Raw genomic sequence first — 23024 nt, forward strand, 5'->3', positions numbered from 1 at the left:
TGTCCGCTTAAGGAGCCGGTGAAATGGCCAACTTCTCCAAGTCCAACGTGCCGCAGTTCTCCGTGGACGTGTACCAGAACGAGTACCTCCCGGAGGGCGGCCGCGAGGTCAACGCCATCGTCACGGTCACCTCGACCGGCGGGGGCACCAGCGGCGCCTCGCTGACCGGTGCGGGCGCGTCCCCGTCCTCCATACCGGGACAGGTGTCCGGCGCCGCCGTGGTGATCATGGTGGACTGCTCGGGGTCGATGGACTACCCGCCGACGAAGATGCGCAACGCCCGCGACGCCACGGCAGCCGCGATCAGCACGCTGCGCGACGGCACGGCCTTCGCGATCATCGGCGGTACGCACATCGCCAAGGAGGTCTACCCCGGCAACGGCGGCCTTGCGATAGCCGGCGACGCCACCCGCGGTCACGCCAAGGACGCGCTGCGCAAGCTGAGCGCGGGCGGCGGGACGGCCATCGGCACCTGGCTGCGGCTGGCCGACCGCCTGCTGGCCTCGGCGGACGTACCGATCCGGCACGGCATCCTGCTCACCGACGGCCGCAACGAGCACGAGTCGCCCGAGGACCTCAGGGCCGCGCTCGACGCCGCCGCGGGCCGCTTCACCTGCGACGCCCGCGGTGTGGGTACGGACTGGGAAGTGAAAGAGGTCACAGGCATCGCCTCGGCGCTGCTCGGCACCGCCGACATCGTGGCCGACCCCTCGCATCTCGCCGCGGACTTCACGCAGATGATGGAGAACGCGATGGGCAAGGAGGTCGCGGACGTGGCACTGCGGCTCTGGACCCCGGTCGGCGTCGAGATCAGGTTCGTGAAGCAAGTGGCGCCCACCGTCGAGGAGTTGACGCTGCGCCGCACCGAGGTCGGACCGCGCGCCGGGGACTACCCCACCGGCTCCTGGGGCGACGAGTCCCGCGACTACCACGTGTGCGTCGCCGTCCCCGAGGCCGGAATCGGGCAGGAGATGCTGGCCGCCCGCGTCTCTCTCGTACTCCCCGATCCTCTCGGCGGTACGCCGCAGACGCTCTCGCAGGGTCTGGTGCGGGCGGTCTGGACGGACGACATGGCGGCCTCGACCTCCATCAATCCGCAGGTCGCGCACTACACAGGCCAGGCGGAACTGGCACAAGTCATCCAGCAGGGCCTGGATGCCCGCAAATCGGGTGATGCGGACGGCGCGACGGCCAAATTGGGGCGGGCGGTTCAGCTCGCGGCGGCCTCGGGGAACGCAGATACTGCGAAACTGCTTTCGAAGGTGGTCGACGTCGTCGATGAGGCGACAGGTACTGTGCGGCTGAAGGCGAAGGTCGCGGAAGCGGACGAGATGACTCTCGAAACACGCTCCACCAAGACTGTTCGCGTAAAGAAGTAGAAGGGGATCGACTCCATGGCGACCTGCCCGAACGGACACCAGTCGGGTTCCGACGACTGGTGCGAGGTCTGCGGCCATCGCATGGGCGCCGTGCCGCCGCCCCCTCCGCCCCCGCCGTACGGGGGTGGCGCGCCCCAGCAGCCCGGTTACGGATATCCGCCGCAGGGCGGCGATCCCACCGCCCAGGCAGAGCTCTGCCCGCAGTGCCGTACGCCCCGCGAGGCGATGGCGCCGTACTGCGAGGAGTGCCGCTGGAACTTCCTCACCAACACCGCGACCTCCTACACCCCGCTGGCACCGCAGCCGCCGCAGCCTTCACCGGGGCTGAACCTGCCGCCGGGCTTCCAGGCCCAGCAGGCTCCCCCGCCGCCGCCCTCGTTCCAGCAGCAGCCTCCGCAGCAGCCCGCGCCCGGGACCGCTCCGGATCCGTACGAGTACCAGAGCTCGCGCCCCTCGCAGATGAACCGGCCGGCCGAACCGCTGAACGCCGATCCGTCGATGCGCCAGAGCCCGCCGCCCCCGCCGCCCGCTTTCCAGCAGCAGCCGGGTCCGCCCCCGCAGGGATTCCAGCAGCAGGCGCCCCCGCCTCCGCCCGCCTTCCAGCAGCAGCCCCCGCAGCAGCAGTTCCAGCCGCAGCAGCAGGAGTTCCAGCAGCAAGCACCCCCGCAGCACACGGCGCCGCCGCAGCAGCCGAACGGCGACGACTGGTTGCTGCCCCCGCCGTCACAGCAGGAGCAGCAGCAACAGCAGCCCCCGCAGCAGGAGTTCCAGCCACAGCAGCAGGAATTCCAGCAGGCGCCGCCGCATCAGCAACAGCCTCCGCAGCACCAGGAATTCCAGCAGCAGGCGCCGCCGCATCAGCAACAGCAGCCGCCGCAACAGGAGTTCCAGCAGCAGCCCCAGCACACGCAGCAGCCCCAGGGATCGCTCGCCTGGTCGGCCACCATCGGCCCCGACCGCGAGTACTTCATGGCGATGATGCACCGCAGCGGCCCCGACGCCGCAGGCCTCAACCTGCCCGCGTACTCCCCGGAGCAGCAGCGACCGCTGCTCGGCAACCAGGTCACCATCGGCCGCCGCCGCCACTCCACCGGCGAGTCCCCCGACATCGACCTGTCGGTCCCGCCGGAGGACCCGGGAGTCTCGCACCAGCACGCGGTTCTGGTGCAGCAGCCGGACAACAGCTGGGCGGTCGTCGACCAGAACTCCACCAACGGCACGACGGTCAACGGCGGCGAGGAGCCGATCCAGCCCTACGTCCCCGTCCAGCTCCAGGACGGCGACCGGGTCCACGTGGGTGCCTGGACGACGATCACGATCCACCTCGGCTGAGGGTCCCGCCCAGCTCCCACACATAGGGACCGCCCGGATCGTCCAGCCAGGCCCACTGGCCGCCGCCCCGGAGCGTCACCCCGAATCTCTCCCTCTGCGGGCGCTTCTCGCGCTCCCAGAGGGAGAGCGCTTCCTGGGGGTCCAGGCTGCCCGCGGTCAGCGTCAGCAGGAAGCGGAACAGCCCGTTCTGCAGCGCCTTCCGAGGCAGCCCGCCGATGTGCTGGTACACGCTCTCGCCCCCGCCCCGCAGCGGCACGAAATACGCGGGCGTGTCCAGGAACCGCCCCTCCGCGTGCGTCGCGTCCCGTACCTCCAGCAGGATCAGCCCGGTGGAGAGCGGCGCCAGAATCCGCGCGCCCGCCCGGCACTGCGCCAGCCATGCGTGCGGTACGGAAGGGAGCGTGCAGGTCGCGATGATCCGGTCGTACGGAGCCCGGGCCCGACACCCGCGCGCCCCGTCCCCCGCCACCACCTCGGGCGCGAACCCCGCTGCGGCCAGATGGGCCCGCGCCGATTCCGCGATCTCCACATCGAGTTCGACGCTCGTCACACAGCGCTCGCCGAGCCGGTGCGAGAGCAGCGCCGCGTTGTACCCACTGCCCGCCCCGATCTCCAGCACGGCGTCACCGTCCCGCACTTGGAGGTCCTCCAGCATCCGGGCCATCAGCGAGGGCTGGCTGCTGGAGGAGACGAGCTCGCCGTCGCGCATCCGCGTCGCCAGGGGTTCGTCCGCGTACACGCCCTTGAGCCAGCGCTCGCGGCGCACGGGATCGGGATCCTCGCCCCAGAGCCGCTCGGGGACCCCGGGCCGCCCCGTGAAGAAGTACGGCACGAAAAGATGCCGGGGCACCTCGGCGAAAGCAGCCCGCCAGGCGGGATCGGCCAGGCCACCGCCCCGGACGATTCCGCGCACCAGGGCTTCCCGCAATTCCCGGTGTGTGCTCATGTGTCCACTGTGCGCCGTCATGGTCGTAGGACCAAGGTCCTCCGCCGCGCCGTCTGAGACGATGGTGGTGTGACAGAGATCCCGCACGGCACCCTCCAGGAGCAGACCTTCTACGATCTGGTCGGCGGCGAGCCGACCTTCCGCCGGCTGGTCCACCGCTTCTACGAAGGCGTCGCCGAGGACCCGCTGCTGCGCCCGATGTACCCGGAGGAGGACCTCGGCCCGGCCGAGGAGCGCCTCGTCCTCTTCCTGATCCAGTACTGGGGCGGCCCGCGCACCTACAGCGACAACCGCGGCCACCCCCGCCTGCGGATGCGCCACGCGCCCTTCGCGGTCGACCGGGCGGCGCACGACGCCTGGCTGCTCCATATGCGGGCGGCCGTCGACGAATTGAAGCTGCCGGCGGAGTACGAGGAGCAGCTCTGGCGGTACTTGACCTATGCCGCGGCCTCCATGGTGAACACCGAGGGCTGACCACGCTGGGCTGACCACCGCACACCACCCCGTCACGCGATGCGGAATCCGGACTTCATACGCCGCATTCCGGTCACGATCGCGTCAAGGTCGCCCTGCAAGCGGTTACCCCGGACCCCTGCTGTCTGAAAGCATCCCGAAAGACGTTTCGGGGGCGTGGGTCGAGGGGGCCGTGTGACGGGGTTTGTTTTTCTGCGGGTGCGTGCGCACCGGCTTCTGCTGGCAGCAGCTCTGCTGGCCGTCCTTCTGACCACCTCGGTGCTCGCCACCCTGGCCGCGTTCTCCGGCTCCATCGGTGACGCGGGCCTGCGCAACACCCTGCACGCCCGCAGCGCCGCGGCGGCCACGCTGGTCGTCAAGGCCGAGCTGCCGCCCGACCGGCAGAAGGCGGCGGACGCGGCCGTACGACGCCATGCGGCCGAGGCGTTCGACGGGCTGCCCGTCACCGTACGGAAGCTGTCCCGGTCGGGTCCCTACGCCCTGCCGCGCACGCTCCAGGCCCCTTCGGCCCGCGGCGGCGACCCCGATCTGACCTTCTTCTCCTCGATCGACCGCTCCCGGGTACGGCTCGCCTCCGGGAGCTGGCCGCACGCCACCACCTCGGGCGCCGTGCAGACCGCGCTCCCCGCGACCGTGGCCAAGCTGCTCAAGCTGAAGCCGGGCGCCCACCTCACGCTCATCGACCGGCTCGGCGCCAACAAGAAGGTGCAGGTGCAGGTCACCGGCGTCTACCTGCCTGCCGACAGCTCCGAGCCGTACTGGCAGCTCGACGACCTGGGCGGCCGCGGCACCCGGACCGTCAGCTTCACCACGTACGGCCCGCTGCTCACCGACCCCGGCGACCTCGCGACCGGCCGCGTCAGCGCCGGCACGACGGCCTGGCAGGCCGGAGCCGACTTTTCCAGGATCACCACCGACCGGATCGACCGGCTGACGGCGACGGCCACCGCAGCACCGAAGAAGCTGACCGGCGACAAGGCGTTCGCCGGCGCGGGAACCGTGACCACCGAGCTGCCCGAGGTCCTCGGCCAGGCGAAGCGGGCGCTGCTCGTCTCCCGTTCGACGCTGCTGATCGTCGCGCTGCAGCTGGTGATGCTCGCCGGTTACGCACTGCTGCTCGTGGCCCGTCTCCTCAGCTCGGAGCGGGCGGGCGAGAGCGAAGTGCTGCGCGCACGCGGCGGGTCCAAGGCCCGTATCACCGCGCTGTCCGCGATCGAGGCGCTGCTGCTCGCCGTCCCCGCCGCGCTGTGCGGCCCGCTGCTCGCCGGTCCGCTCACCCGGCTCCTGGGCGGGCAGGGCGCACTGTCCCGTATCGGGCTGAAGCTGGACTCCGGCGCGAGCGGCACCGTCTGGCTGGTGGCGGCGGTGGTCGCGCTCGGCTGCGCCGCGGCCGTCGTCGCGCCCGCGCTCTCGGCGGGCCGCAGCAGCCGCGGCCGGGCCGCATCGCTGCCCGCCCCGGTGCGTGCGGGGGCCGATGTGGGTCTGCTGGTCATCGCCGGTGTCGCGTACTGGCAGCTGGACCGCCAGACTTCCGGCAGCGGTGCGCTGAGCGGCGACCAGAGCGGCAAGCTCGGCATCGACCCGCTCCTGGTGGCCGCGCCCGCACTCGCGCTGCTCGCCGGAACCGTCCTCACCCTGCGTCTGCTGCCACCCGTCGCGAAGCTCGCCGAGCGCAGGGCCGCAGGCGGTCGTGGGCTTCCCGCGGCGCTCGCGGGCTGGCAGTTCAGCCGCCGGCCGCTGCGCAACGCGGGCCCGGTCCTGCTGCTCGTGCTCGCCCTGTCGATGGGCATCCTGGCGATCGGCCAGGGCGCCTCCTGGGACCGTTCGCAGTCCGACCAGGCCGACTTCCGCTCGGGCGCCTCCATCCGGGTGCTGGGCAGCGACACCACCCAGTTCGGTCAGGCCGGTCTCTACGGTGAGCTGCCCGGCGTACGGGACGCGGCGCCGGTCTCCCGCTCCTTCGTCAGCCTCTCCGGCAGCAAGCTCGCGACGGTCCTCGCCGTCGATCTCGCCCACGCCCCGGACCAGTTGATGCTCCGCGGCGATCTCGCCGGCCGGCAGCGCGCGAAGCTGCTGCGGTCCATCACCGCCAAGAAGGCCGCCGCCGTCGGTGCGCTGCTGCCCGGGGACACCTCGGCGGTACGCCTGGAGCTCCGCCTCACCTCCGTCAACGCTCCGCAGGGCAGCTCGACCCAGGGGCTGACCATCCCGGTGTCCCTGCTCGTCGAGGACCGCTACGGACTGCCGTACCGGCTGCAGCTCGGCAACCTCCCCGCCGACGGCCGGCCCCACGTCCTGACCGCCGACGTGGCGAAGGCGGCCGAGTCGCCCGCGGGCAGGGCCGCGCAGCCGCTGCGGGTCACCGGCCTGGAGACCGATCCGTCCCAGGCGACGGAGTCCGAGACCGACCGCCTCGACGTCAAGGGGATCCGCTCCGTCACCGCCACGGGCACGGAGCGCCCGGTGACGCTCCCCCGGCTCGCGCAGTGGAGGGCCGTGGATTCCACGTCCGGAGGCCTGGATCCGATCCCCGACACCAAAATCCCGCTCTCCTCCCCGGCAAAGTCTCTCCTGTCCCTCACGTTCACGACGGATGCCGCCTCGTTCGCCACCTGGCCCCCGCCGCCGACGCAGACCATCCGCGTCGCCGCGGTGCGTCCCCCCGCACCACGGCTGACCGCCCTCGCCACCGACAGCTATCTGCGCTCCACGGGGGCCAAGGTCGGGGACACGGTGGACGTGACCCTGGGCGGCCAGTCCCCGAAGGTGCGGATCGTGGGCTCCGTACGTGAACTTCCGACCACCGGAACCGGCGCCTCCGGACAGTCCACCGCCCAGCAGAGTGCCGACCAGAACCAGGGCGGCGCACTGCTGCTCGATCTGAGCGCGGTCAACCAGGCGATCGCCGTGACACCCGACGCCTCGGTCGCCCCCACCGAGTGGTGGCTGTCGACCGACCGCGGCAAGGGGGCTCAAGTGGCCGCCGCCCTGCGGGAGAGGCCCGACATGGACCCCGGCCAGATCGTGGTCCGCGACGAGGTCGCCGAGGAGCTCCTCGACGATCCGCTCGGCGCGGGACCGCAGTCCGCGCTCACCGCGGCTGCCCTGGTCGCCGCGGCCCTGGCCGCGGTCGGCTTCGCGGTGAGCGCCATGGGTTCGCTGCGCGAGCGGTCCGAGGAGTTCGCCGTACTGAAGGCACTGGGCGCCCCGCGCCGCCAGTTGGCGCGGATGATCGCCGCCGAACAAGGGGTGCTGATCACCATCGCCCTGACGGTGGGCCTGGCCCTGGGCACCGTACTCACCAGAGCCGTCGTCCCGCTGATCGTGCTGACGGGCCAGGCCGCCCAGCCGGTGCCCCCCGTCCTGGTCCAACTGCCCGCGGGGCAGGTCGCCTTGACGCTGCTCTCCGTCGCCGCCGTACCCCTGCTGATCGTCGCCGCGATCGCCATGCGGCGCACCGATCCAGCCGTGTCCCTTCGCCACCAAGGAGGCAACTGACATGCCGGCACCAGCTGTTGCCCCCTGGGTACGGACCCGGCTGCGCACCGCACCGGGCGCAGCGGCCGCGCTCGCCGTGCTGGTCCTGCTGACCAGTTGTCTCGCCGCGGCGTTCCCGCGCGGCGTCGACACCTACGAGGACAAGGGCCTGCGGCACGCCGTCGCCACGGCCTCGGCGTCCAAGGCCGTCATCGGGGTGTCCGTACCGGGCAACGACCTCAGGCTCGACCCGGACGAGCGCGATGCGAAGATGCGCCCCGACTCCATGGCCAAGCTCTACCGAGGGCTGACCCGGACGATCCCCGCACCCCTGCGGGTGGACGAGAGCCAGGCGGCGTACGGCACCCGCTCGGTAAAGCCGCTCACCACCACCGACCCCTGGCTGCCCAGGCCCGAGGGCCTCCAGGCGCAGATCAGCGTCGCTTCCCAGTCGAACCTCTCCCAGCACGCCCGGGTCGTCGAGGGCCGGCTGCCCACGACGAAGGGCCCCGTCTCCGCCTTCTCACCGGAGGGCGAGGCCGCGGTGACCTCCGCGACCGCCAAGTCGCTGCACATCAAGGTGGGTTCGGTGATCCACACGCCGACCGAAAGGGGCAACGAGGTCGGCTTCCGTATCACCGCGATCGTCGAGCCGCTCCAGCCGCAGGGCAGCTACTGGTCCGTCGACCCGACCCTCCGCACGCCCTCACTGGTCCCTGTCCCCTCGAAGGACCCGGTTCCGCTCAGGTACTGGCTGGGCGGCCTGCTCCTGGCGCCCGAGGCGGCCCCGATGCTCCTGGGGGCCGCCGCAAATCCGGAGCTGTACTGGAACCTGCCTCCGGTCACCACGGGCCTGCCCTCGCACGAACTGGACCGGCTGACCTCGATGGTCGCCTCCATGGAGAGCGGGCCGCTGCTCCAGAACATGAAGCGCGTCACCGGTGAGCTGACCGAACTGACCACCGGCCTCGAGGAGATCTTCGACTCGTACCGCACGATCCGGGACTCCGTCAGTCCGGTGGTGGCCGTCGCCGCCTTCGGCACCGGGACGGTGGCCGCGATCGTGCTGCTGATGGCGGGCGGTCTCGCCACCGCACGCAGGCGGTCCGAACTGGCCCTGCTGCGCTCGCGCGGCGGATCCCTGCCGGGCATCGGCGGGCGCCTGGTCGCGGAGACCGCTGTGGTCGTGGTCCCCGCCGCGGCACTGGGCCTCGCGGCCGCCGTACTGGCCGTGCCCCAGGGCCGGATGGGCAGCGCCCTGCTCTGCTCGGCCGTGGTGGCCGCGCTCGCCACGCTCGGCCTGCCGCTGCGCGCGATGGGCGAACACCGCAGGCCGCAGGTGAACGGCGACCGCCAGGACGTCGCGTCGGCCCGGCCCTCCCGACGCCGTACGGTCGTCGAACTGACCCTGCTCGTCCTGGCCGTCGGCGCCGTCGTCGCCCTGCGCAGACGCGGCACGGCGGCCGGGGCCGACCAGCTGGTGAGTGCGGCCCCGGTGCTCGTCGGGATCATCGCCGCGCTCGTTCTCGTACGCCTGTATCCGCTGCCTCTGCGCTGGGCCGCACGCCCTGCCGCCCGGATGCGTACGGCGATCGGGTTCCTGTCGCTGGCCCGGGCCGGACGTTCCGCCGGGAGCGGGGCGCTGCCGCTGCTCGCGCTGCTGACCGCGCTGACGACGGCGGCGTTCGGCGGCTCCGTGCTGGCCGGGGTCGCGGACACCCGCGACCGGGCGGCGCTGATGAGTGTCGGCGCGGATGCCAGGGTCAGCTCCCTCGGAACGCTCCCCGCCCGGCTGGCAGATCGGGTCTCCAAGCTGCCCGGGGTCACGTCCGTGGTCCAGGTCGACACCGAGTACGACACGGTCTTCTCCGATGCGGATACTCACGCCCCGGTCCTGGGCGTGGACCCGGCCTCCTATGCCGAGCTCGCCCGCACCACCGGCCTCGGTGCTTTCCCCGCAGGGCAGTTGGCGCACCGGGGAGGCGAATCGGGCACGCTGTCCGCCCTCGCTTCGCCCGCGGTCGCCGCGCATCTCGGCCGTGGTCCCGTGACGGTCCGGGTGGGCGGTTACAACCGCACGCTCAAGATCGTCGCCGTACGCGATCGCACACCAGGCCTGCCGGGCGAGGACTTCCTGGTGGTCGACGCTTCAGGGCTCGGCAGACCGGCCCCCAACAACCTCCTGATCACCGGGGACCCGGACAGCAAGGCGCTGCGGGCTGCCGCACACGGCGTGCTGGGCGGCGTACAGATCCGCGCCGAGGAGCGCGGCACGCTCGTCGACTCGCCCGTGCAGTCCGGCGCCGAGCGGATGTACACCCTTGCCGTCCTGGCGGGCGCGGGCTTCGCCGCTCTCTCCCTGCTGCTCGCCCTGCTGCGGGCGGCCCCCGAGCGGGCCGCGCTCCTGGCCAGGCTGCGCACGATGGGCCTGACCCGGCGCCAGGGCCGCAGACTGCTCGTCATGGAAGCCCTGCCGCAGGCACTGCCGGCCGCGGTCGGCGGGGCGCTCACCGGATGGGCGGCGATCCGGCTGCTCTCGTCCGGGGTGAACCTGGACGGACTCGCGCTGGCCGGCGGCACGCTGGTGCCCGAAGGCGGCGCACAACTACAGCCCGACACATGGTCGTTGGCGATCCCCGCACTCTGTGTGGTGGCGCTGGCCGTGGGCGTGGCCGCTCTGCAGGCCTGGTGGAGCGGACGGCGTGGATCGATCACCGAACTCAGGGCAGGGGACGCACGATGACCGACACCTCGACGACGACACTCGCCGATCTGGAACAGCGCGCATCGGCGCTCCGCAACAGGCCCTCCTACGGCCATGACGCACTGATCGCCTGCGACCGTCTGGTACGGATCTTCTCCACCGACGGGGTGGAGGTACAGGCCCTGCAGGGGCTCGATCTCCTGGTCAACCAGGGCGAGTTGATGGCCCTGGTGGGCGCTTCGGGCAGCGGCAAGTCGACGCTGATGAACATCCTGGCCGGCCTGGACGTGCCGACCGCGGGCGCGGCCAGTGTCGCGGGCTGCGATCTGCTCGCCATGGACGCGAAGGCGCGGCTGCGCTACCGCCGCGACGCGGTCGGCTTCGTCTGGCAGCAGACCGCGCGCAATCTCCTGCCGTACCTCACGGCGAGCCAGAACGTGGCGCTCCCGATGCAGCTGCGCGGCCGCTCCGCCAAGCGCGCCGAGCGGGCCGAGTCGCTGCTGACGATGCTGAGCGTCGCGCACTGCAAGGACCGGCGCCCGCACCAGATGTCGGGCGGCGAGCAGCAGCGCGTGGCGATCGCGGTGGCGCTGGCCAACGAGCCTTCCGTACTCCTGGCGGACGAGCCGACCGGCGAGCTGGATTCGCACACCGCCGAGCAGATCTTCGGTGCGTTCCGCACGGCCAACGAGGAGTTGGGCACGACGATCGTGATCGTCACCCATGACCAGGCGGTGGCGGGCGAGGTCCGCCGTACGGTCGCGATCCGCGACGGCCGCACGTCCACGGAGGTGCTGCGCCGCACGCATGTGGACGCGGCGACCGGCGAGGAGTCGGTGGTGGCGCGCGAGTACGCGATGCTGGACCGGGCGGGCCGACTCCAGCTCCCCGCGGAGTACACCGCGGCGCTCGGGATGGAGCACCGGGTGGCGCTGGAACTGGAGTCGGACCACATCGGCATCTGGCCGGACGGTTCAAGCCCGTCCGGCGATTGAGGACATCCTGAACAGAAGCCCCATTCACCCGCGCCAAGGCCCCAACACCCGCCCGGCGTCAGCTACTTGGCGTCGGCCCGCACCATGTCCGCACACTTCTCGCCGATCATCATCGTCGTGATGCACGGGTTGACGGTCACCAGCTCCGGCATCACCGACCCGTCGCACACCCGCAGTCCCTGGACCCCCTTGACCCGCAGCCTGGCGTCCACCGGCGCCATCACGTCGTCGTCGGCACCCATCTTCACCGTGGAAGCCGGGTGGTAGACGGTGTTGTGGGTCTTGCGGATGTAGTCGAGGAGCTCGTCGTCGGTGCGGACATCGGGCCCCGGCGCCAGCTCAGCGCCCTTCCACGCGCTCAGCGCGGGCTGCTCGGCGATCCGGCGGGCGAGCTTCAGTCCGTACGTCATGACGCGTTCGTCGTGCTCATGGGTGAAGTAGCGCGGGTCGACCATCGGCTTGTCCCGGTAGTCGCGGGTCCGCAGCCGCACCGTTCCGCGTGAGCGCGCCTGCGTCACATTGGGCGTGAGGCAGAAGGCGTTCTCGGTGGTCGGGTAGCCGTGCCTGGCGGTGTTCATGTCGAACGGCACCTGCCCGTAGTGGAACATCAGGTCGGGCCGCTCCAGGCCCTCTTCGGTGTCGGCGAAGATACCGATCTCCCACCACTGGGTGGAGGCCGTGGTCATGGGCTGCACGGCCTCCCACATGATCACGCCCTCGGGGTGGTCCTGCAGGTTCTCGCCGACGCCCGGGGCGTCCACCACGACGTCCACGCCGACTTCGCGCAGATGGGCCGCGGGTCCGATGCCGGAGAGCATCAGCAGCTTGGGGGTGTCGATCGACCCGCAGGAGACGATGACTTCGCGCCGGGCGGTGACCGTACGGCTGTGAACGAGGTCCGGGTCGAGATACTCCGCGCCCGTACACCTGCGGTCGGCGTCGATCAGCAGCCGCTTGGCGCGCACCCCGGTGCGTATGGTCAGATTCGGCCGCTTGCCCATGATCGGGTGGAGGTAGGCCACCGAGGACGACTGGCGGACGTTGTTCTCGTCGGAGTTGATCTGGAACCAGTTTGCGCCCCTGACGACCGTCTCGCCGGAGTTGAACTGCGTGGTGGGGATGCCCTCTTGGGCACAGGCCTCCAGGAGCGCCGCACCGCAGGCGTCCGCGGACTTCACGTTGCGTATCTTCACCGGGCCCGTGCGGCCGTGGTGGGCGCCGGGCGCGTCGTTGGTCTCCAGGCGCTTGTAGAGGGGGAAGACGTCGTCCGCGCCCCACCCCGTACAGCCTGCCGCCGCCCAGCCGTCGAGGTCCTGCGCGGGGGCCCAGAAGGCGATGCAGGAGTTGTGCGAGGAGCAGCCGCCGAGGACTTTGGCGCGGGCGTGGCGCATGAAGCTGTTGCCCTTGGGCTGCGGCTCGACGGGGTAGTCCCAGTCGTAGCCGGAGTCCAACAGGCCCATCCACCGGTCGAGTTGGAGAATGTTGTCGTCACCGACGTCCGAGGGGCCCGCCTCCAGGACGCAGACGGTGACCGAGGGGTCCTCGCTGAGCCGGGCGGCGACGACGTTTCCGGCCGTGCCGCCGCCGACGATGACGTAGTCGAACGTTTCCGTGTCGAATTCTTCAGAGGACATGCTCGGTCTCCCTTTCGGCGGCGACTGCGGCGTGGCTTTCGAGGACTCCGGTGCGCCCCCGCTGCACGAACCAGTAGTAGGCGAAGCCGCCGAACAGGACGATCCCCACGATGAGGAAGGCGCCCCAGCGCAGGTACCAGTGGTACGGCGCGGCCGCGTTGTAGACCTCGGGGCGCGGCCAGGCGAGGTTGAGGGTCATGACGCCGCCCCAGACGACGGCGACCAGGTTGACGGGCAGACCCCAGCGGCCGAGCGAGAACTTGCCTTCGCCGGCCGGGGTCCACTTGCCGCGCAGCCTCGCCACCAGCATGGGTGCGGTGACCAGCAGATACGCGACGTAGATCATGATGATGCCGATGGAGGTGACCACGGAGAAGATCTGCGGCTGACGGATGTTCACCAGCAGTACGGCCAGGGCGAGTACACCGACGATGACCGCGGGCAGCACGGGCGTCTTGAAGCGCGGGCTGACCTTCGCCATCAGGGATGCGGCGGGCAGGTTGTTGTCGCGGGACATCGCGAAGGCGAGCCGGATGGCGGCGGTGTGCACGGCGAGCGCGCAGACGGTGACCGCGATCAGGACGCACCAGAGCATCAGCTTGCCGCCGGTGTCGCCCAGTACGTCCAGGACGACGTACTGCAGCCCGTCGGTGGTCAGCCCCTTGCCGTCGAGGCTGCTGACGCTCATCAGCGCGAGGATCAGGATGAGCCCGCCCAGCACGAAGGAGGCGAGCAGCGCGCGCAGGATGGCACGGGGCGCGTTGCGCGAGGGGTCGACGGACTCCTCGCCGAGGGAGGCCGCGGTGTCGAAGCCGTACATGACGTACGCGGAGGCCAGCGAGGCGGTCAGGAAGGCGCCCATGTAGCCGAAGGTCTGGCCGTGCCCGCCCCCGTGGCCGTGCGTGTCGAGTACGACGTCGGGGCCGCGTACGACGTGGACGGCGAAGAGCACGATCAGGACGACGGTGGCGATCAGTTCGAGGAAGACGCCTGCCGTGTTGATACGGGCCATGAGCTTCACGCCGAAGGCGTTGACCAGGGTGGTGAAGAGGATCAGGACCGCGGCCAGGATGACGGCGTTGGTGGCGACGTCGTACTTCCCCGTGCCGTCACCGACGATCTGGAAGGCCGCGGATATCTGCGGCAGCGTCGCCTGGTAGGCGAGGGCGACGGCGGCGATCGACACGATGGAGGCGATCAGCATCATCCAGCCGGCGAGCCAGCCGACATGCGGGCCGCCGAGCTTCTTCGCCCAGTTGTAGACGGAGCCCGCGACCGGGTAGCGGGCGGCGAGTTCGGCGAAGCAGAGGGCGACCATCAGCTGGCCGACGAAGACGACGGGCCAGGACCACCAGTAGGCGGGTCCGCCGAAGCCGAAGCCGAAGTAGAAGAGCTGGAAGGTGCCGGTGAGGATCGATATGTAGCTGATGCCGGCGGCGAAGGTGTGGAAGTTGCCCAGCGTGCGCTTGAGTTCGGGTCTGTAGCCGAACTCGGTGAGCTCGGCATCATCTTTGGTCATGCTCATGACCAGACTCCAAGTGTGCAGGGGTGTGGGGGGTGTTGAGGCGGCATTACGGGGCTGCGCTCAGCCCGCGAACCAGTGCTGCGGCTCCGGTGCGGTGTTGCGCCAGATGTGCTTGGTCTCCTGGTACTCGGCGAGCCCGGCGGGACCGAGTTCACGGCCCGTACCCGACTGCTTGAAGCCGCCCCATTCGGCCTGGGGCACGTACGGATGGAAGTCGTTGATCCAGACCGTGCCGAGCCGCAGGCGGGCGGCGACGCGCGCGGCCTTCGCCTCGTCGGTGGTCCAGACGGCGCCGGCGAGTCCGTACACCGTGTCGTTGGCGAGGCGCACGGCCTCCGCCTCGCCGACGAAGCGCTCGACGGTCAGGACGGGCCCGAAGGACTCGTCGCGCACGACGGACATCTCGCCGCGGCACTCGTCGAGCACGGTCGGCGGGTAGTAGTAACCCCCGTGCAGCGCAGGGTCGTCGGGCCGCTCGCCGCCGCACCGCAGCACGGCACCCTCGGCGATGCCCGCGGCGACGTACGCCTCGACCTTCTCGCGGTGCGCGGCCGAGATCAGCGGTCCGGTCTCCGCCTGCTCGTCGAACGGGCCGCCCAGCCTGATCAGTTGGGCCCTGCGGACCACCTCGTCCACGAAGCGGTCGTGCAGCGAGTCCTCGACGAGCAGCCGGGCACCTGCCGAGCAGACCTGACCGGAGTGCAGGAAGATCGCGGTCAGCGCCATGTCGACGGCCGTCTCGAAGTCGGCGTCCGCGAAAACGATATTGGGGTTCTTGCCGCCGAGTTCCAGGGCGGTCTTCTTCACGGTGGGCGCGGCGGCGGCCATGATGCGGCGCCCGGTCAGCAGCCCGCCCGTGAAGGAGACCAGGTCCACGTCGGGGTGCTCGGAGAGCGGCGCCCCGGCCTCGGGTCCCGCGCCGAGCACCAGGTTGGCGACGCCGTCGGGCAGCCCTGCCTCCTGGAGCAGCTTCATCAGGTGGACAGCGGTGTGCGGGGTCAGTTCGCTGGGCTTCAGTACGAAGGTGTTGCCCGCGCCGAGCGCCGGTGCGACCTTCCAAGCGGTCTGCAGCAGCGGGTAGTTCCACGGGGTGATCAGCCCGCAGACCCCCACCGGTTCCTGCACCACACGGCTGTCGACGACCGGATTCCCGGTGTCGACCACCCGCCCGGCCTCCTGTGCGGCGACCAGATTCCCGAAGTAGCGGAAGCAGTTGGCGATGTCGTCCATGTCGTACGCCGACTCGACGAGCCGCTTGCCGGTGTCGAGGGACTCGGCGCGCGCGAGCAGGTCCTTGTCGCGTACGAGCAGATCGGCGACCCGCAGCAGCAGGGCTGCCCGCTCGGCCACCGGCGTACGGGGCCAGGGCCCGTGGTCGAAGGCGTCACGGGCGGCGGCGATCGCGGCGGCGGTGTCCTTGGGGCCTGCCTCGTCGACGGTCGCGACCAGCGAACCGTCGGCGGGGCACCGGATGTCACGGGTCCGCCCGTCGACGGCGGCGGTCCACCGCCCACCGATGAAAAGCTCGGGCATGTCTCGGATCCTCCGGAGTGTGCTGGGACAGGGCCGTTCCGGGCCCTGCCCCTTCTCACGGGGATCATTCCGATGAACTCACCCAAAGTGACAACGGCCACTTTGGGTACACGCCTCTTGCGCGGCGCCCGGCTATGCGGGCGTGACGCTCAGCCCGCCGGGCGCCGACGCCTTGCGGACGGCGATCGATCCGTACGGGGTGCGCAGCCGCAGCCACATGCCGGCGGCCAGCAGGACGAACGACTGGTCCTCGCCGGGCCCGCCGGCGGCGGCCATCGCCCTGACGGGGCGCAGGAAGCCGAGCGACTGGGCGGCGTGGGCGGCCCGTACGGGAAGCTCGGTGGTCCCCAGGGTCCGGGACCAGATCTCGCGGCCGATGCGGTCGAACTCCGCGCGCGTCCGGTGCTGGGGCGGCAACTGCTCGCTCCGCGTGCGGAATTCGGCGACGACCGCCGCGATCTCGGTCCGTACCGCATCCGGCGAGGGCAGCCCGTCGATCTGCTGCCAGCCGCCGCGGGGCGGCAGCACTCCGGCCCACGGGGGGCCGGTCACGGCGGCGGGGACCTCTGCCGTACCCGCCGACTCGTCGACGGATTCGAGCAGTTCACCCGCGGAGACGGTCGTATCGAGGTCGACCGGGTCCGCGAGCCGCGCCGTGCGGATGGCCAGCACCTCGAAGGACGGCGGCCGCCCGAAGACGGCGACCGCGCCGTTCGCCGCCTGCAGCCGCACCGCGGCGGCGCGGTCGTAATGGATCAGCCGGGCGAGGAAGGCGGCGAGATCCGCAGCCTCCCCCGCGTCGGCGAACGCGAGCCGCACGCTCATGCGGCGAGCGCTCCCGGCTCGTCCAGATACTCCTGGAGGAACAGCTTCTCCTCGGCGGTGATCCGCCGCGGAACCTGCGCCTGCAGGTTGAACGGCACCACCACGGTCGAAGCCCTCACGTATACCTGCTCGGGGTCCTTGACCTCGTAGGCGATGGTGAGCGAGGCGGCGCCTATCTTCGTCACCCACGACTCGATGGTCACCGGCGCGTGCCGGTGGACCAGCGGCCGCACATAGTCGATCTCGTGACGGGCCACGACGGACCCGCCCGAGAAGGACGGCGACCCGTCCCCCGGCGCCAGCCGGAACATGAAGTCGATGCGCGCTTCCTCCAAGTACCGCAGGAAGACCACATTGTTGACATGCCCGAAGGCATCCATGTCCGACCAGCGCAGGGGGCACGAGTAGATGTGTCGCACGATCAGCCTCGGGTCAGCTTCTTGTACGTGGCACGGTGCGGGCGGGCGGCGTCGGCGCCGAGGCGCTCGATCTTGTTCTTCTCGTACGACTCGAAGTTGCCCTCGAACCAGTACCACTTGGATTCGCCCTCGTACGCCAGGATGTGCGTGGCGACCCGGTCCAGGAACCAGCGGTCGTGGGAGATGACCACGGCCGCACCCGGGAACTCCAGGAGCGCGTTCTCCAGCGAGGACAGGGTCTCGACGTCCAGGTCGTTGGTGGGCTCGTCGAGGAGCAGCAGGTTGCCGCCCTCCTTGAGCGTCAGCGCCAGGTTGAGACGGTTGCGCTCACCACCGGACAGCACGCCCGCGGGCTTCTGCTGGTCCGGACCCTTGAAGCCGAACGCGCTGACGTACGCACGCGAAGGCATCTCGACCTGGCCGACGTTGATGTAGTCCAGCTCGTCGGAGACGACGGCCCACAGCGTCTTCTTCGGGTCGATGTTGGCGCGCGACTGGTCGACGTAGGAGATCTTGACTGTGTCGCCGACCTTGATGGCGCCGGAGTCCGGCGTCTCCAGGCCCTGGATCATCTTGAACAGCGTGGTCTTGCCCGCACCGTTCGGACCGATGATGCCGACGATGCCGTTGCGCGGCAGCGTGAAGCTGAGATCGTCGATCAGCACCTTGTCGCCGAAGGCCTTCGAAAGGTTCTCGACCTCGACGACGATCGAACCGAGGCGCGGGCCCGGCGGGATCTGGATCTCTTCGAAGTCCAGCTTCCGCATCTTGTCGGCTTCGGCGGCCATCTCCTCATAACGGGCGAGACGGGCCTTGGACTTGGTCTGACGCCCCTTGGCGTTGGACCGCACCCACTCGAGCTCTTCCTTGAGGCGCTTGGCGCGCTTCTCGTCCTTCTTGCCCTCGACCTTGAGGCGGGTGGCCTTCTTCTCCAGGTACGTGGAGTAGTTGCCCTCGTAGGGGATCGCGCGGCCGCGGTCGAGCTCGAGAATCCACTCGGCGACGTTGTTCAGGAAGTAACGGTCGTGAGTGACGGCGACGACGGCGCCCGCGTACTTCGAGAGGTGCTGCTCCAGCCAGTTCACCGACTCGGCGTCGAGGTGGTTGGTGGGCTCGTCGAGGAGCAGCAGGTCGGGGGCCTCGATCAGCAGCTTGCAGAGCGCCACACGACGCTTCTCGCCACCGGAGAGGTTGGTGACAGGCCAGTCGCCGGGCGGGCAGCCCAGGGCGTCCATGGCCTGCTCCAGCTGCGCGTCCAGGTCCCACGCGTTGGAGTGGTCCAGGTCCTCCTGCAGCTTGCCCATCTCTTCGAGGAGCGCGTCGGAGTAGTCGGTCGCCATGAGCTCGGCGACCTCGTTGAAGCGCGCCAGCTTGCCCATGAGTTCGGCAGCGCCGTCCTGCACGTTCTGCAGTACGGTCTTGCTCTCGTCGAGCTTCGGCTCCTGCATGAGGATGCCGACGCTGAAACCGGGCGAGAGGTACGCCTCACCGTTGGACGGCTGCTCCAGGCCCGCCATGATCTTCAGCACCGTGGACTTACCGGCGCCGTTGGGGCCCACGACACCGATCTTCGCGCCGGGCAGGAAGTTCAGGGTGACGTCGTCGAGAATCACCTTGTCGCCGTGCGCCTTGCGCGTCTTGCGCATGGTGTAGATGAACTCAGCCAAGAGAAACCGTCCGGCAATAGATGTGTGGGCAGATACACCCCAGTCTGCCGTACGTCCATCCCCTGACGAAAACGGCCCCGGTACGCCAAGGGCATACCGGGGCCGCGGTGAACGACTGACTACTCAGCGTTGCCCGTGCTCTTCTTGCGGCGGAGGAGGAAGACCGCGCCGCCGCCCAGGACCACCAGCGCGATCGCGATGCCCGCGATCATCGGGGTGGCGCTGGAGGAACCCGTCTCGGCGAGGTTGTCCGTACCGCCCGTGGTGGCGCCGCCGACCGAGGCCGGGCTCGGCTGCGGTGTGGGCGTGCTGCCGCCGGTCTGGGCCGCGGTCTTGCAGTCCAGGACGCCCTGGAACTCCTTCTTGAAACCACCGGGCCCGGTGATCGTGAAGTCGTACGCCTGGTCCTCGGCGACCGGGATGGTCACCGTGCGCGACTGCCCGGCACCGATCGTGTAGGACGTGCCCGCCAGCTCGAAGGTGAAGTCCTCGTCGCCGGTGTTGGCGGCGGTGATGTCCACCCCGCCCTTGGCGCAGTTCTTCTGGGCGGAGACGGCCGGGATGGCGCCCTGCTTGCCCCAGGTCGCGGTGGCACCGGCGGAGACGGTCGACTCGCTCGATCCGGCGAGGATCTGCGTCTGGCTTCCGGTCCCGCTCGCGAAGGCCCGGCCGACCGGCACCCGGGTGGTGGCCTGCACGGTCAGCGAACCGCTGCCGGGCTGGGCGTTCGCCGGGACGTCGAAGAACAGCTTGGCGCCGTTGCCCACCGGAGCGGTCACGGGCTTGCCGGCCGCGTCGACCACCGTGACACCGCTGTCCGCGAGGCCCGCGCCCTGCGCGACGGTGACGCTGTCGGCGTCGGTGTGCACGGTGACCGGGCCCAGCTTCTCGCCGGCCTTCCCGGAGACCGCGGTCCGGTCGAGGGTCAGCGAGGCCTTGGGCTCGCCGACGTTCGCCGCCTTCGCCGCCTCCGTGGTCAGCCAGTCGGCCAGCATCTCGGCCTGCTTGTCGCCCGCGTCGACCTTCACGTGGTCGGAGTAGCGCCAGATCGCGACCTGGGTGCCGGCGGCCGCGGTCTTCTCGCTCAGCTCACCGGCCCCGGCTTCCTTGGCGAGCTTGGCAAGATCGTTGACCTGCGGGAAGGAGTTCTGCAGGATCCAGCGGATCTTCCCGGCGTCACTGTTGGCGCCGAGCGAGGTCTGGGCCCAAGGGGTCTCCAGGTACGGCGCCTGCTGCTTGGTCGGGTTGTGGATGTCGATGCAGTACGTCGACAGCTTGCCGCCGCCGTTCACCGTCATCTCGAACAGCCCGGCCGACACCTTGCGGTCTCCGCCGTCCTCATGGATCACGGCGCTGTCGTACGTCTTCAGACCGTCGATCGTGGCGGCCGCACCGCCCAGTTGCTGCACCGGCGGAGCGTCGTCCGCAGCGGCCGCACCCGCTCCGGCCACCACACCCGCCCCGATCAGACCCGATACGACGATCGCGGTGGTGAAACGGGCGACAGCCCGCCTGCCTATGGCAGAAAACACAGAATTCCCCTCCGGGCGAGGCTCTTTCGCGCGGTGCGCGCAGTGGGGAGTGCCTCGCCTGCAGACTCAAATGCCTCAGTGAGTACCCGCAGATCCTAGAGACGCAGCCGCAGCGGAGTCCCCCTCAATGCGCGCTACAACCATTCCGACTCGGAATCGTTATCGCGTAACACCCCACCCAACACCCCCTCCCACCAGGGCCGATTGCCGCATTTTCACGTCCGGGCCGCAAACGGAACAGAATCTTTCGGGCGCTCCGTCAGAAATGACTCCACTTTCACGACCCGTTTGAATGCCGAGGTTCCGCGCGCGAGATCGTGCCCCACCGTCACCGCGTCGACATCCGCCGAGCACCGCCAGCGCCCGTCCCTCTCCTCCTCGCGCACCCGCAACCTGCCGTGCACGATCACGGGTTCGCCGATGGAGAGGGAACTGGAGAGATTGGCGGCGAGAGCCCGCCGCGCCCACACCGTGTAGAAACTGGGCGGCACATCCACCCACTGCTCCTGCTGCCGGTCCCAGCGTCGCGGCGCCACCGCGAGCCGGAACCGGGACACTTCGCCGTCCCCACTGCCGTGCTGCTTCACTTCCGTGGCGACATTGCCCACCAGCGTCACCAGAGTGTCGTTGCTCATCTCGGCCTCCCCGTCGGGCTCTTGCCCGGTCCTCGCCCTGTCCCAGCCCTGCGATCGATCTGTGATCCCATGCTGGACCGGACCGGGAAAACCCGCCGGAGCCTGTGGATTACTGCCCGGTTGTGGACAACCCCGCCACCGTCGCGTACTGCTCCCGCACCTCGCGGTAGCGCAGCAGCTCCGCCGAGATGGGGTCCAGGACCTTCGCCCGCCCGCACCCGGCCGCAGCCTCGCGCAACCGCCGCTCGGTCTCCTGCCCGTACCGCCGGGCCGGGCCGCGCGCCGCCGCCGAGCACGCCCATTCCACCAGCGGCCCACCGATCGTCCCGGCCAGCAGCACGAGCAGGGGCGTCTTCAGCGATACGTCTAGCAGCCCGCAGACCGCGGCGAACAGCCAGAGCACACCGAGCACTTGGTGCACCGACATCAGCACCTGGGCGAGCACCGCGCTGGGCCACCAGGCGGGCCGCACCGGCCGCCCATTGCCCGCCGCCTCGACCGCCAGCACGTCCAGCGCCGCCGGCAGCTTCTCGGCGCCGCGCACCGCCGCCTCGCGCACGGCCTGCGCCCAGGGCGCGGGCAGCCCGGCGGACGCGTCGTCCGCGACGGTACGTACCGCCTGCTCCACCCGCTGCCTGGCGGTCAGTTCCGTCTCGGGCGCCTCGGTCTCCGGCTCCACCAGCGGCTCGGGGCCGCCGGGGGCGCGCGAGGCCTCGTACCAGCGCCAGAGCCGCAGCCAGGGGGTCCCGCACGCCTTGACGGCGTTCCTGCGCCACTCCCGCTCCGCCGCCTCGCCGGCGGCCACCGCCCCCACCGCCTCGCCGAGACCCGCGCCGAACTCCTCACGGGCCAGCTCGTCGAGACCCGGATGCCCCTCGGCGACGTACACCGGACGCAGCTCCTCGGCCGCGGCGTCCACGTCGGCGGCCAGCCGCCGGGCCGCCGCCCCGCGCTCACCCACGAACTGGCCGAGCATCTCGCGCAGTTCACCGACGCCGTCCCCGGTCAGCGCGGAGAGCGCCAGCACGGTCGCGCCCGGCTCACCGTGCTCGCCGAGCGCCATCCCGTCCTCGTCGAGGAGCCTGCGCAGATCGTCGAGCACCTGGTCGGCGGCGTCGCCCGGCAGCCGGTCGACCTGATTGAGCACCACGAACGTCACTTCCGCGTGGCCCGCGAGGGGCCGCAGATAGCGCTCGTGCAGCGCGGCGTCGGCGTACTTCTCCGGATCCACCACCCACACCACCGCGTCGACCAGCTCCAGCGCCCGGTCGACCTGTTCCCGGTGGACGGTGACCGCCGAGTCGTGGTCGGGCAGGTCGATCAGCACGAGCCCGTGCAGTTCGTCGCCCGGTCCCGCCCCCTGCCACGGCCTGCGCCGAAGCCGCCCCGGGACGCCCAGCCGGTCGAGCAGCCCTGCCGCACCGTCCGTCCAGCTGCAGGCGACGGGCGCCGAGGTGGTCGGCCGGCGCAGACCGGTCTCCGAAATGGTCACCCCCGCAAGGGCGTTGAAGAGCGTGGACTTGCCGCTGCCGGTCGCACCGGCGATCGCGACGACGGTGTGCTGCGAGGAGAGCCGCTGCCGGGCGGCCGCCTCGTCGAGCACCCGCCCGGCCTCGCCGAGAGTCGTGCCCTCGAGCCGTGTCCGCGAGAGCCCGACCAATTCCCGCAGAGCGTCGAGGCGTACGCGCAGATCACCGGTGTACGAGGTCGGGCGCGGCAGATCCGCGTACGCCTCGGGCAGCGGCCGCGCCATCCCCTCGCGCGCGGTGCCGCGATCGCTGGCGCGCCGGGCGATGAACCCGTCGTCCCAGCCCTTCGAGGGGCCGCCCCCGGCGCCCTCCTCAGCTACCTCAACAACTACTTCAGCCTCAACACCAGCTACAACCTCATCCACATCTGTCATCTCAACAACCTCAGCCGTGTCACCGGTCGCCGTCGTCCCGCTCA

The 23024-nt window shown here is 70.8% G+C and carries 16 protein-coding genes; 6 read left to right on the top strand and 10 right to left on the bottom strand.

The window, feature by feature from the left end; genetic code table 11:
• Window positions 1-23 precede the first annotated feature (23 nt).
• Window positions 24-1379 (top strand): VWA domain-containing protein, encoded by a 1356-nt coding sequence (locus tag AB0H78_RS08845; RefSeq protein ID WP_363233575.1) that lies wholly within the window; start codon window positions 24-26, stop codon window positions 1377-1379.
• A gap of 15 nt (window positions 1380-1394) precedes the next feature.
• Entirely contained in the window at window positions 1395-2711 is a 1317-nt protein-coding gene (locus tag AB0H78_RS08850; RefSeq protein ID WP_363233576.1) for an FHA domain-containing protein, read from the top strand.
• Here AB0H78_RS08850 and AB0H78_RS08855 read toward each other — a convergent pair.
• The gene (locus AB0H78_RS08855) at window positions 2692-3657 is read right to left on the bottom strand and encodes a methyltransferase domain-containing protein (RefSeq protein ID WP_363233577.1); all 966 of its coding nucleotides are present in this window, start codon (window positions 3655-3657) and stop codon (window positions 2692-2694) included. The genes AB0H78_RS08850 and AB0H78_RS08855 overlap by 20 nt on opposite strands.
• 69 nt (window positions 3658-3726) lie before the next feature.
• Between AB0H78_RS08855 and AB0H78_RS08860 the strand changes: the two genes are divergently transcribed.
• The 4 genes from AB0H78_RS08860 (at window position 3727) to AB0H78_RS08875 (ending at window position 11307) form a co-directional block, all read left to right on the top strand.
• On the top strand, window positions 3727-4131 hold the full coding sequence (locus tag AB0H78_RS08860) for a globin (RefSeq protein ID WP_363233578.1): 405 nt from the start codon (window positions 3727-3729) through the stop codon (window positions 4129-4131).
• Between the two features lie 174 nt (window positions 4132-4305).
• Window positions 4306-7629 carry an ABC transporter permease gene (locus AB0H78_RS08865; RefSeq protein WP_363233579.1) on the top strand — a complete coding sequence of 1108 codons (3324 nt, stop codon included), beginning with the start codon at window positions 4306-4308 and terminating at the stop codon, window positions 7627-7629.
• A 1-nt stretch (window position 7630) separates the two neighbouring features.
• On the top strand, window positions 7631-10351 hold the full coding sequence (locus AB0H78_RS08870) for an ABC transporter permease (RefSeq protein WP_363233580.1): 2721 nt from the start codon (window positions 7631-7633) through the stop codon (window positions 10349-10351).
• On the top strand, window positions 10348-11307 hold the full coding sequence (locus tag AB0H78_RS08875) for an ABC transporter ATP-binding protein (RefSeq protein WP_363233581.1): 960 nt from the start codon (window positions 10348-10350) through the stop codon (window positions 11305-11307). The genes AB0H78_RS08870 and AB0H78_RS08875 overlap by 4 nt, the downstream gene beginning before the upstream one ends.
• Before the next feature lie 62 nt (window positions 11308-11369).
• On the opposite strand, the gene AB0H78_RS08880 is transcribed toward AB0H78_RS08875, so the two are convergent.
• From AB0H78_RS08880 to AB0H78_RS08920, 9 genes are all read right to left on the bottom strand, one after another.
• Window positions 11370-12941: a GMC family oxidoreductase N-terminal domain-containing protein gene (locus tag AB0H78_RS08880; RefSeq protein WP_363233582.1), complete on the bottom strand. Its 1572-nt coding sequence runs from the start codon at window positions 12939-12941 to the stop codon at window positions 11370-11372.
• Window positions 12931-14466, bottom strand: a complete 1536-nt coding sequence (locus tag AB0H78_RS08885; RefSeq protein WP_363233583.1) for an APC family permease — start codon at window positions 14464-14466, stop codon at window positions 12931-12933. Before AB0H78_RS08885 ends, AB0H78_RS08880 begins: the two co-directional genes overlap by 11 nt.
• 60 nt (window positions 14467-14526) lie before the next feature.
• A complete protein-coding gene (locus AB0H78_RS08890; protein WP_363233584.1) occupies window positions 14527-15999 on the bottom strand; it encodes an aldehyde dehydrogenase family protein in 1473 nt (490 codons plus the stop codon).
• Window positions 16000-16131: 132 nt separating this feature from the next.
• Window positions 16132-16824: a hypothetical protein gene (locus AB0H78_RS08895; RefSeq protein WP_363233585.1), complete on the bottom strand. Its 693-nt coding sequence runs from the start codon at window positions 16822-16824 to the stop codon at window positions 16132-16134.
• A complete protein-coding gene (locus tag AB0H78_RS08900; protein WP_363234079.1) occupies window positions 16821-17246 on the bottom strand; it encodes a thioesterase family protein in 426 nt (141 codons plus the stop codon). Before AB0H78_RS08900 ends, AB0H78_RS08895 begins: the two co-directional genes overlap by 4 nt.
• Entirely contained in the window at window positions 17246-18910 is a 1665-nt protein-coding gene (ettA, locus tag AB0H78_RS08905) for an energy-dependent translational throttle protein EttA (protein WP_363233586.1), read from the bottom strand. The genes AB0H78_RS08900 and ettA overlap by 1 nt, the downstream gene beginning before the upstream one ends.
• Window positions 18911-19029: 119 nt before the next feature.
• Window positions 19030-20442, bottom strand: coding sequence for an LAETG motif-containing sortase-dependent surface protein (locus tag AB0H78_RS08910; protein WP_363233587.1), 1413 nt, complete (start codon window positions 20440-20442; stop codon window positions 19030-19032).
• Between the two features lie 215 nt (window positions 20443-20657).
• Window positions 20658-21077: a single-stranded DNA-binding protein gene (locus AB0H78_RS08915; RefSeq protein WP_363233588.1), complete on the bottom strand. Its 420-nt coding sequence runs from the start codon at window positions 21075-21077 to the stop codon at window positions 20658-20660.
• Window positions 21078-21186: 109 nt separating this feature from the next.
• Window positions 21187-22980 carry a GTPase gene (locus AB0H78_RS08920; RefSeq protein WP_363233589.1) on the bottom strand — a complete coding sequence of 598 codons (1794 nt, stop codon included), beginning with the start codon at window positions 22978-22980 and terminating at the stop codon, window positions 21187-21189.
• Window positions 22981-23024 lie beyond the last annotated feature (44 nt).

It is taken from the genome of Streptomyces sp. NPDC050738 (assembly GCF_040654175.1).
Taxonomy (GTDB): Bacteria; Actinomycetota; Actinomycetes; order Streptomycetales; family Streptomycetaceae; genus Streptomyces.

Excerpts from the sequence above, each read along its gene's own strand:
- AB0H78_RS08845 (WP_363233575.1), top strand. The coding sequence starts at position 24 with ATGGCCAACTTCTCCAAGTCCAACGTGCCGCAGTTCTCCGTGGACGTG.
- AB0H78_RS08850 (WP_363233576.1), top strand. The coding sequence starts at position 1,395 with ATGGCGACCTGCCCGAACGGACACCAGTCGGGTTCCGACGACTGGTGC.
- AB0H78_RS08855 (WP_363233577.1), bottom strand. The coding sequence starts at position 3,657 with ATGAGCACACACCGGGAATTGCGGGAAGCCCTGGTGCGCGGAATCGTC.
- AB0H78_RS08870 (WP_363233580.1), top strand. The coding sequence starts at position 7,631 with ATGCCGGCACCAGCTGTTGCCCCCTGGGTACGGACCCGGCTGCGCACC.
- AB0H78_RS08875 (WP_363233581.1), top strand. The coding sequence starts at position 10,348 with ATGACCGACACCTCGACGACGACACTCGCCGATCTGGAACAGCGCGCA.
- AB0H78_RS08880 (WP_363233582.1), bottom strand. The coding sequence starts at position 12,941 with ATGTCCTCTGAAGAATTCGACACGGAAACGTTCGACTACGTCATCGTC.
- AB0H78_RS08885 (WP_363233583.1), bottom strand. The coding sequence starts at position 14,466 with ATGAGCATGACCAAAGATGATGCCGAGCTCACCGAGTTCGGCTACAGA.
- AB0H78_RS08890 (WP_363233584.1), bottom strand. The coding sequence starts at position 15,999 with ATGCCCGAGCTTTTCATCGGTGGGCGGTGGACCGCCGCCGTCGACGGG.
- AB0H78_RS08895 (WP_363233585.1), bottom strand. The coding sequence starts at position 16,824 with ATGAGCGTGCGGCTCGCGTTCGCCGACGCGGGGGAGGCTGCGGATCTC.
- AB0H78_RS08915 (WP_363233588.1), bottom strand. The coding sequence starts at position 21,077 with ATGAGCAACGACACTCTGGTGACGCTGGTGGGCAATGTCGCCACGGAA.
- AB0H78_RS08920 (WP_363233589.1), bottom strand. The coding sequence starts at position 22,980 with ATGACAGATGTGGATGAGGTTGTAGCTGGTGTTGAGGCTGAAGTAGTT.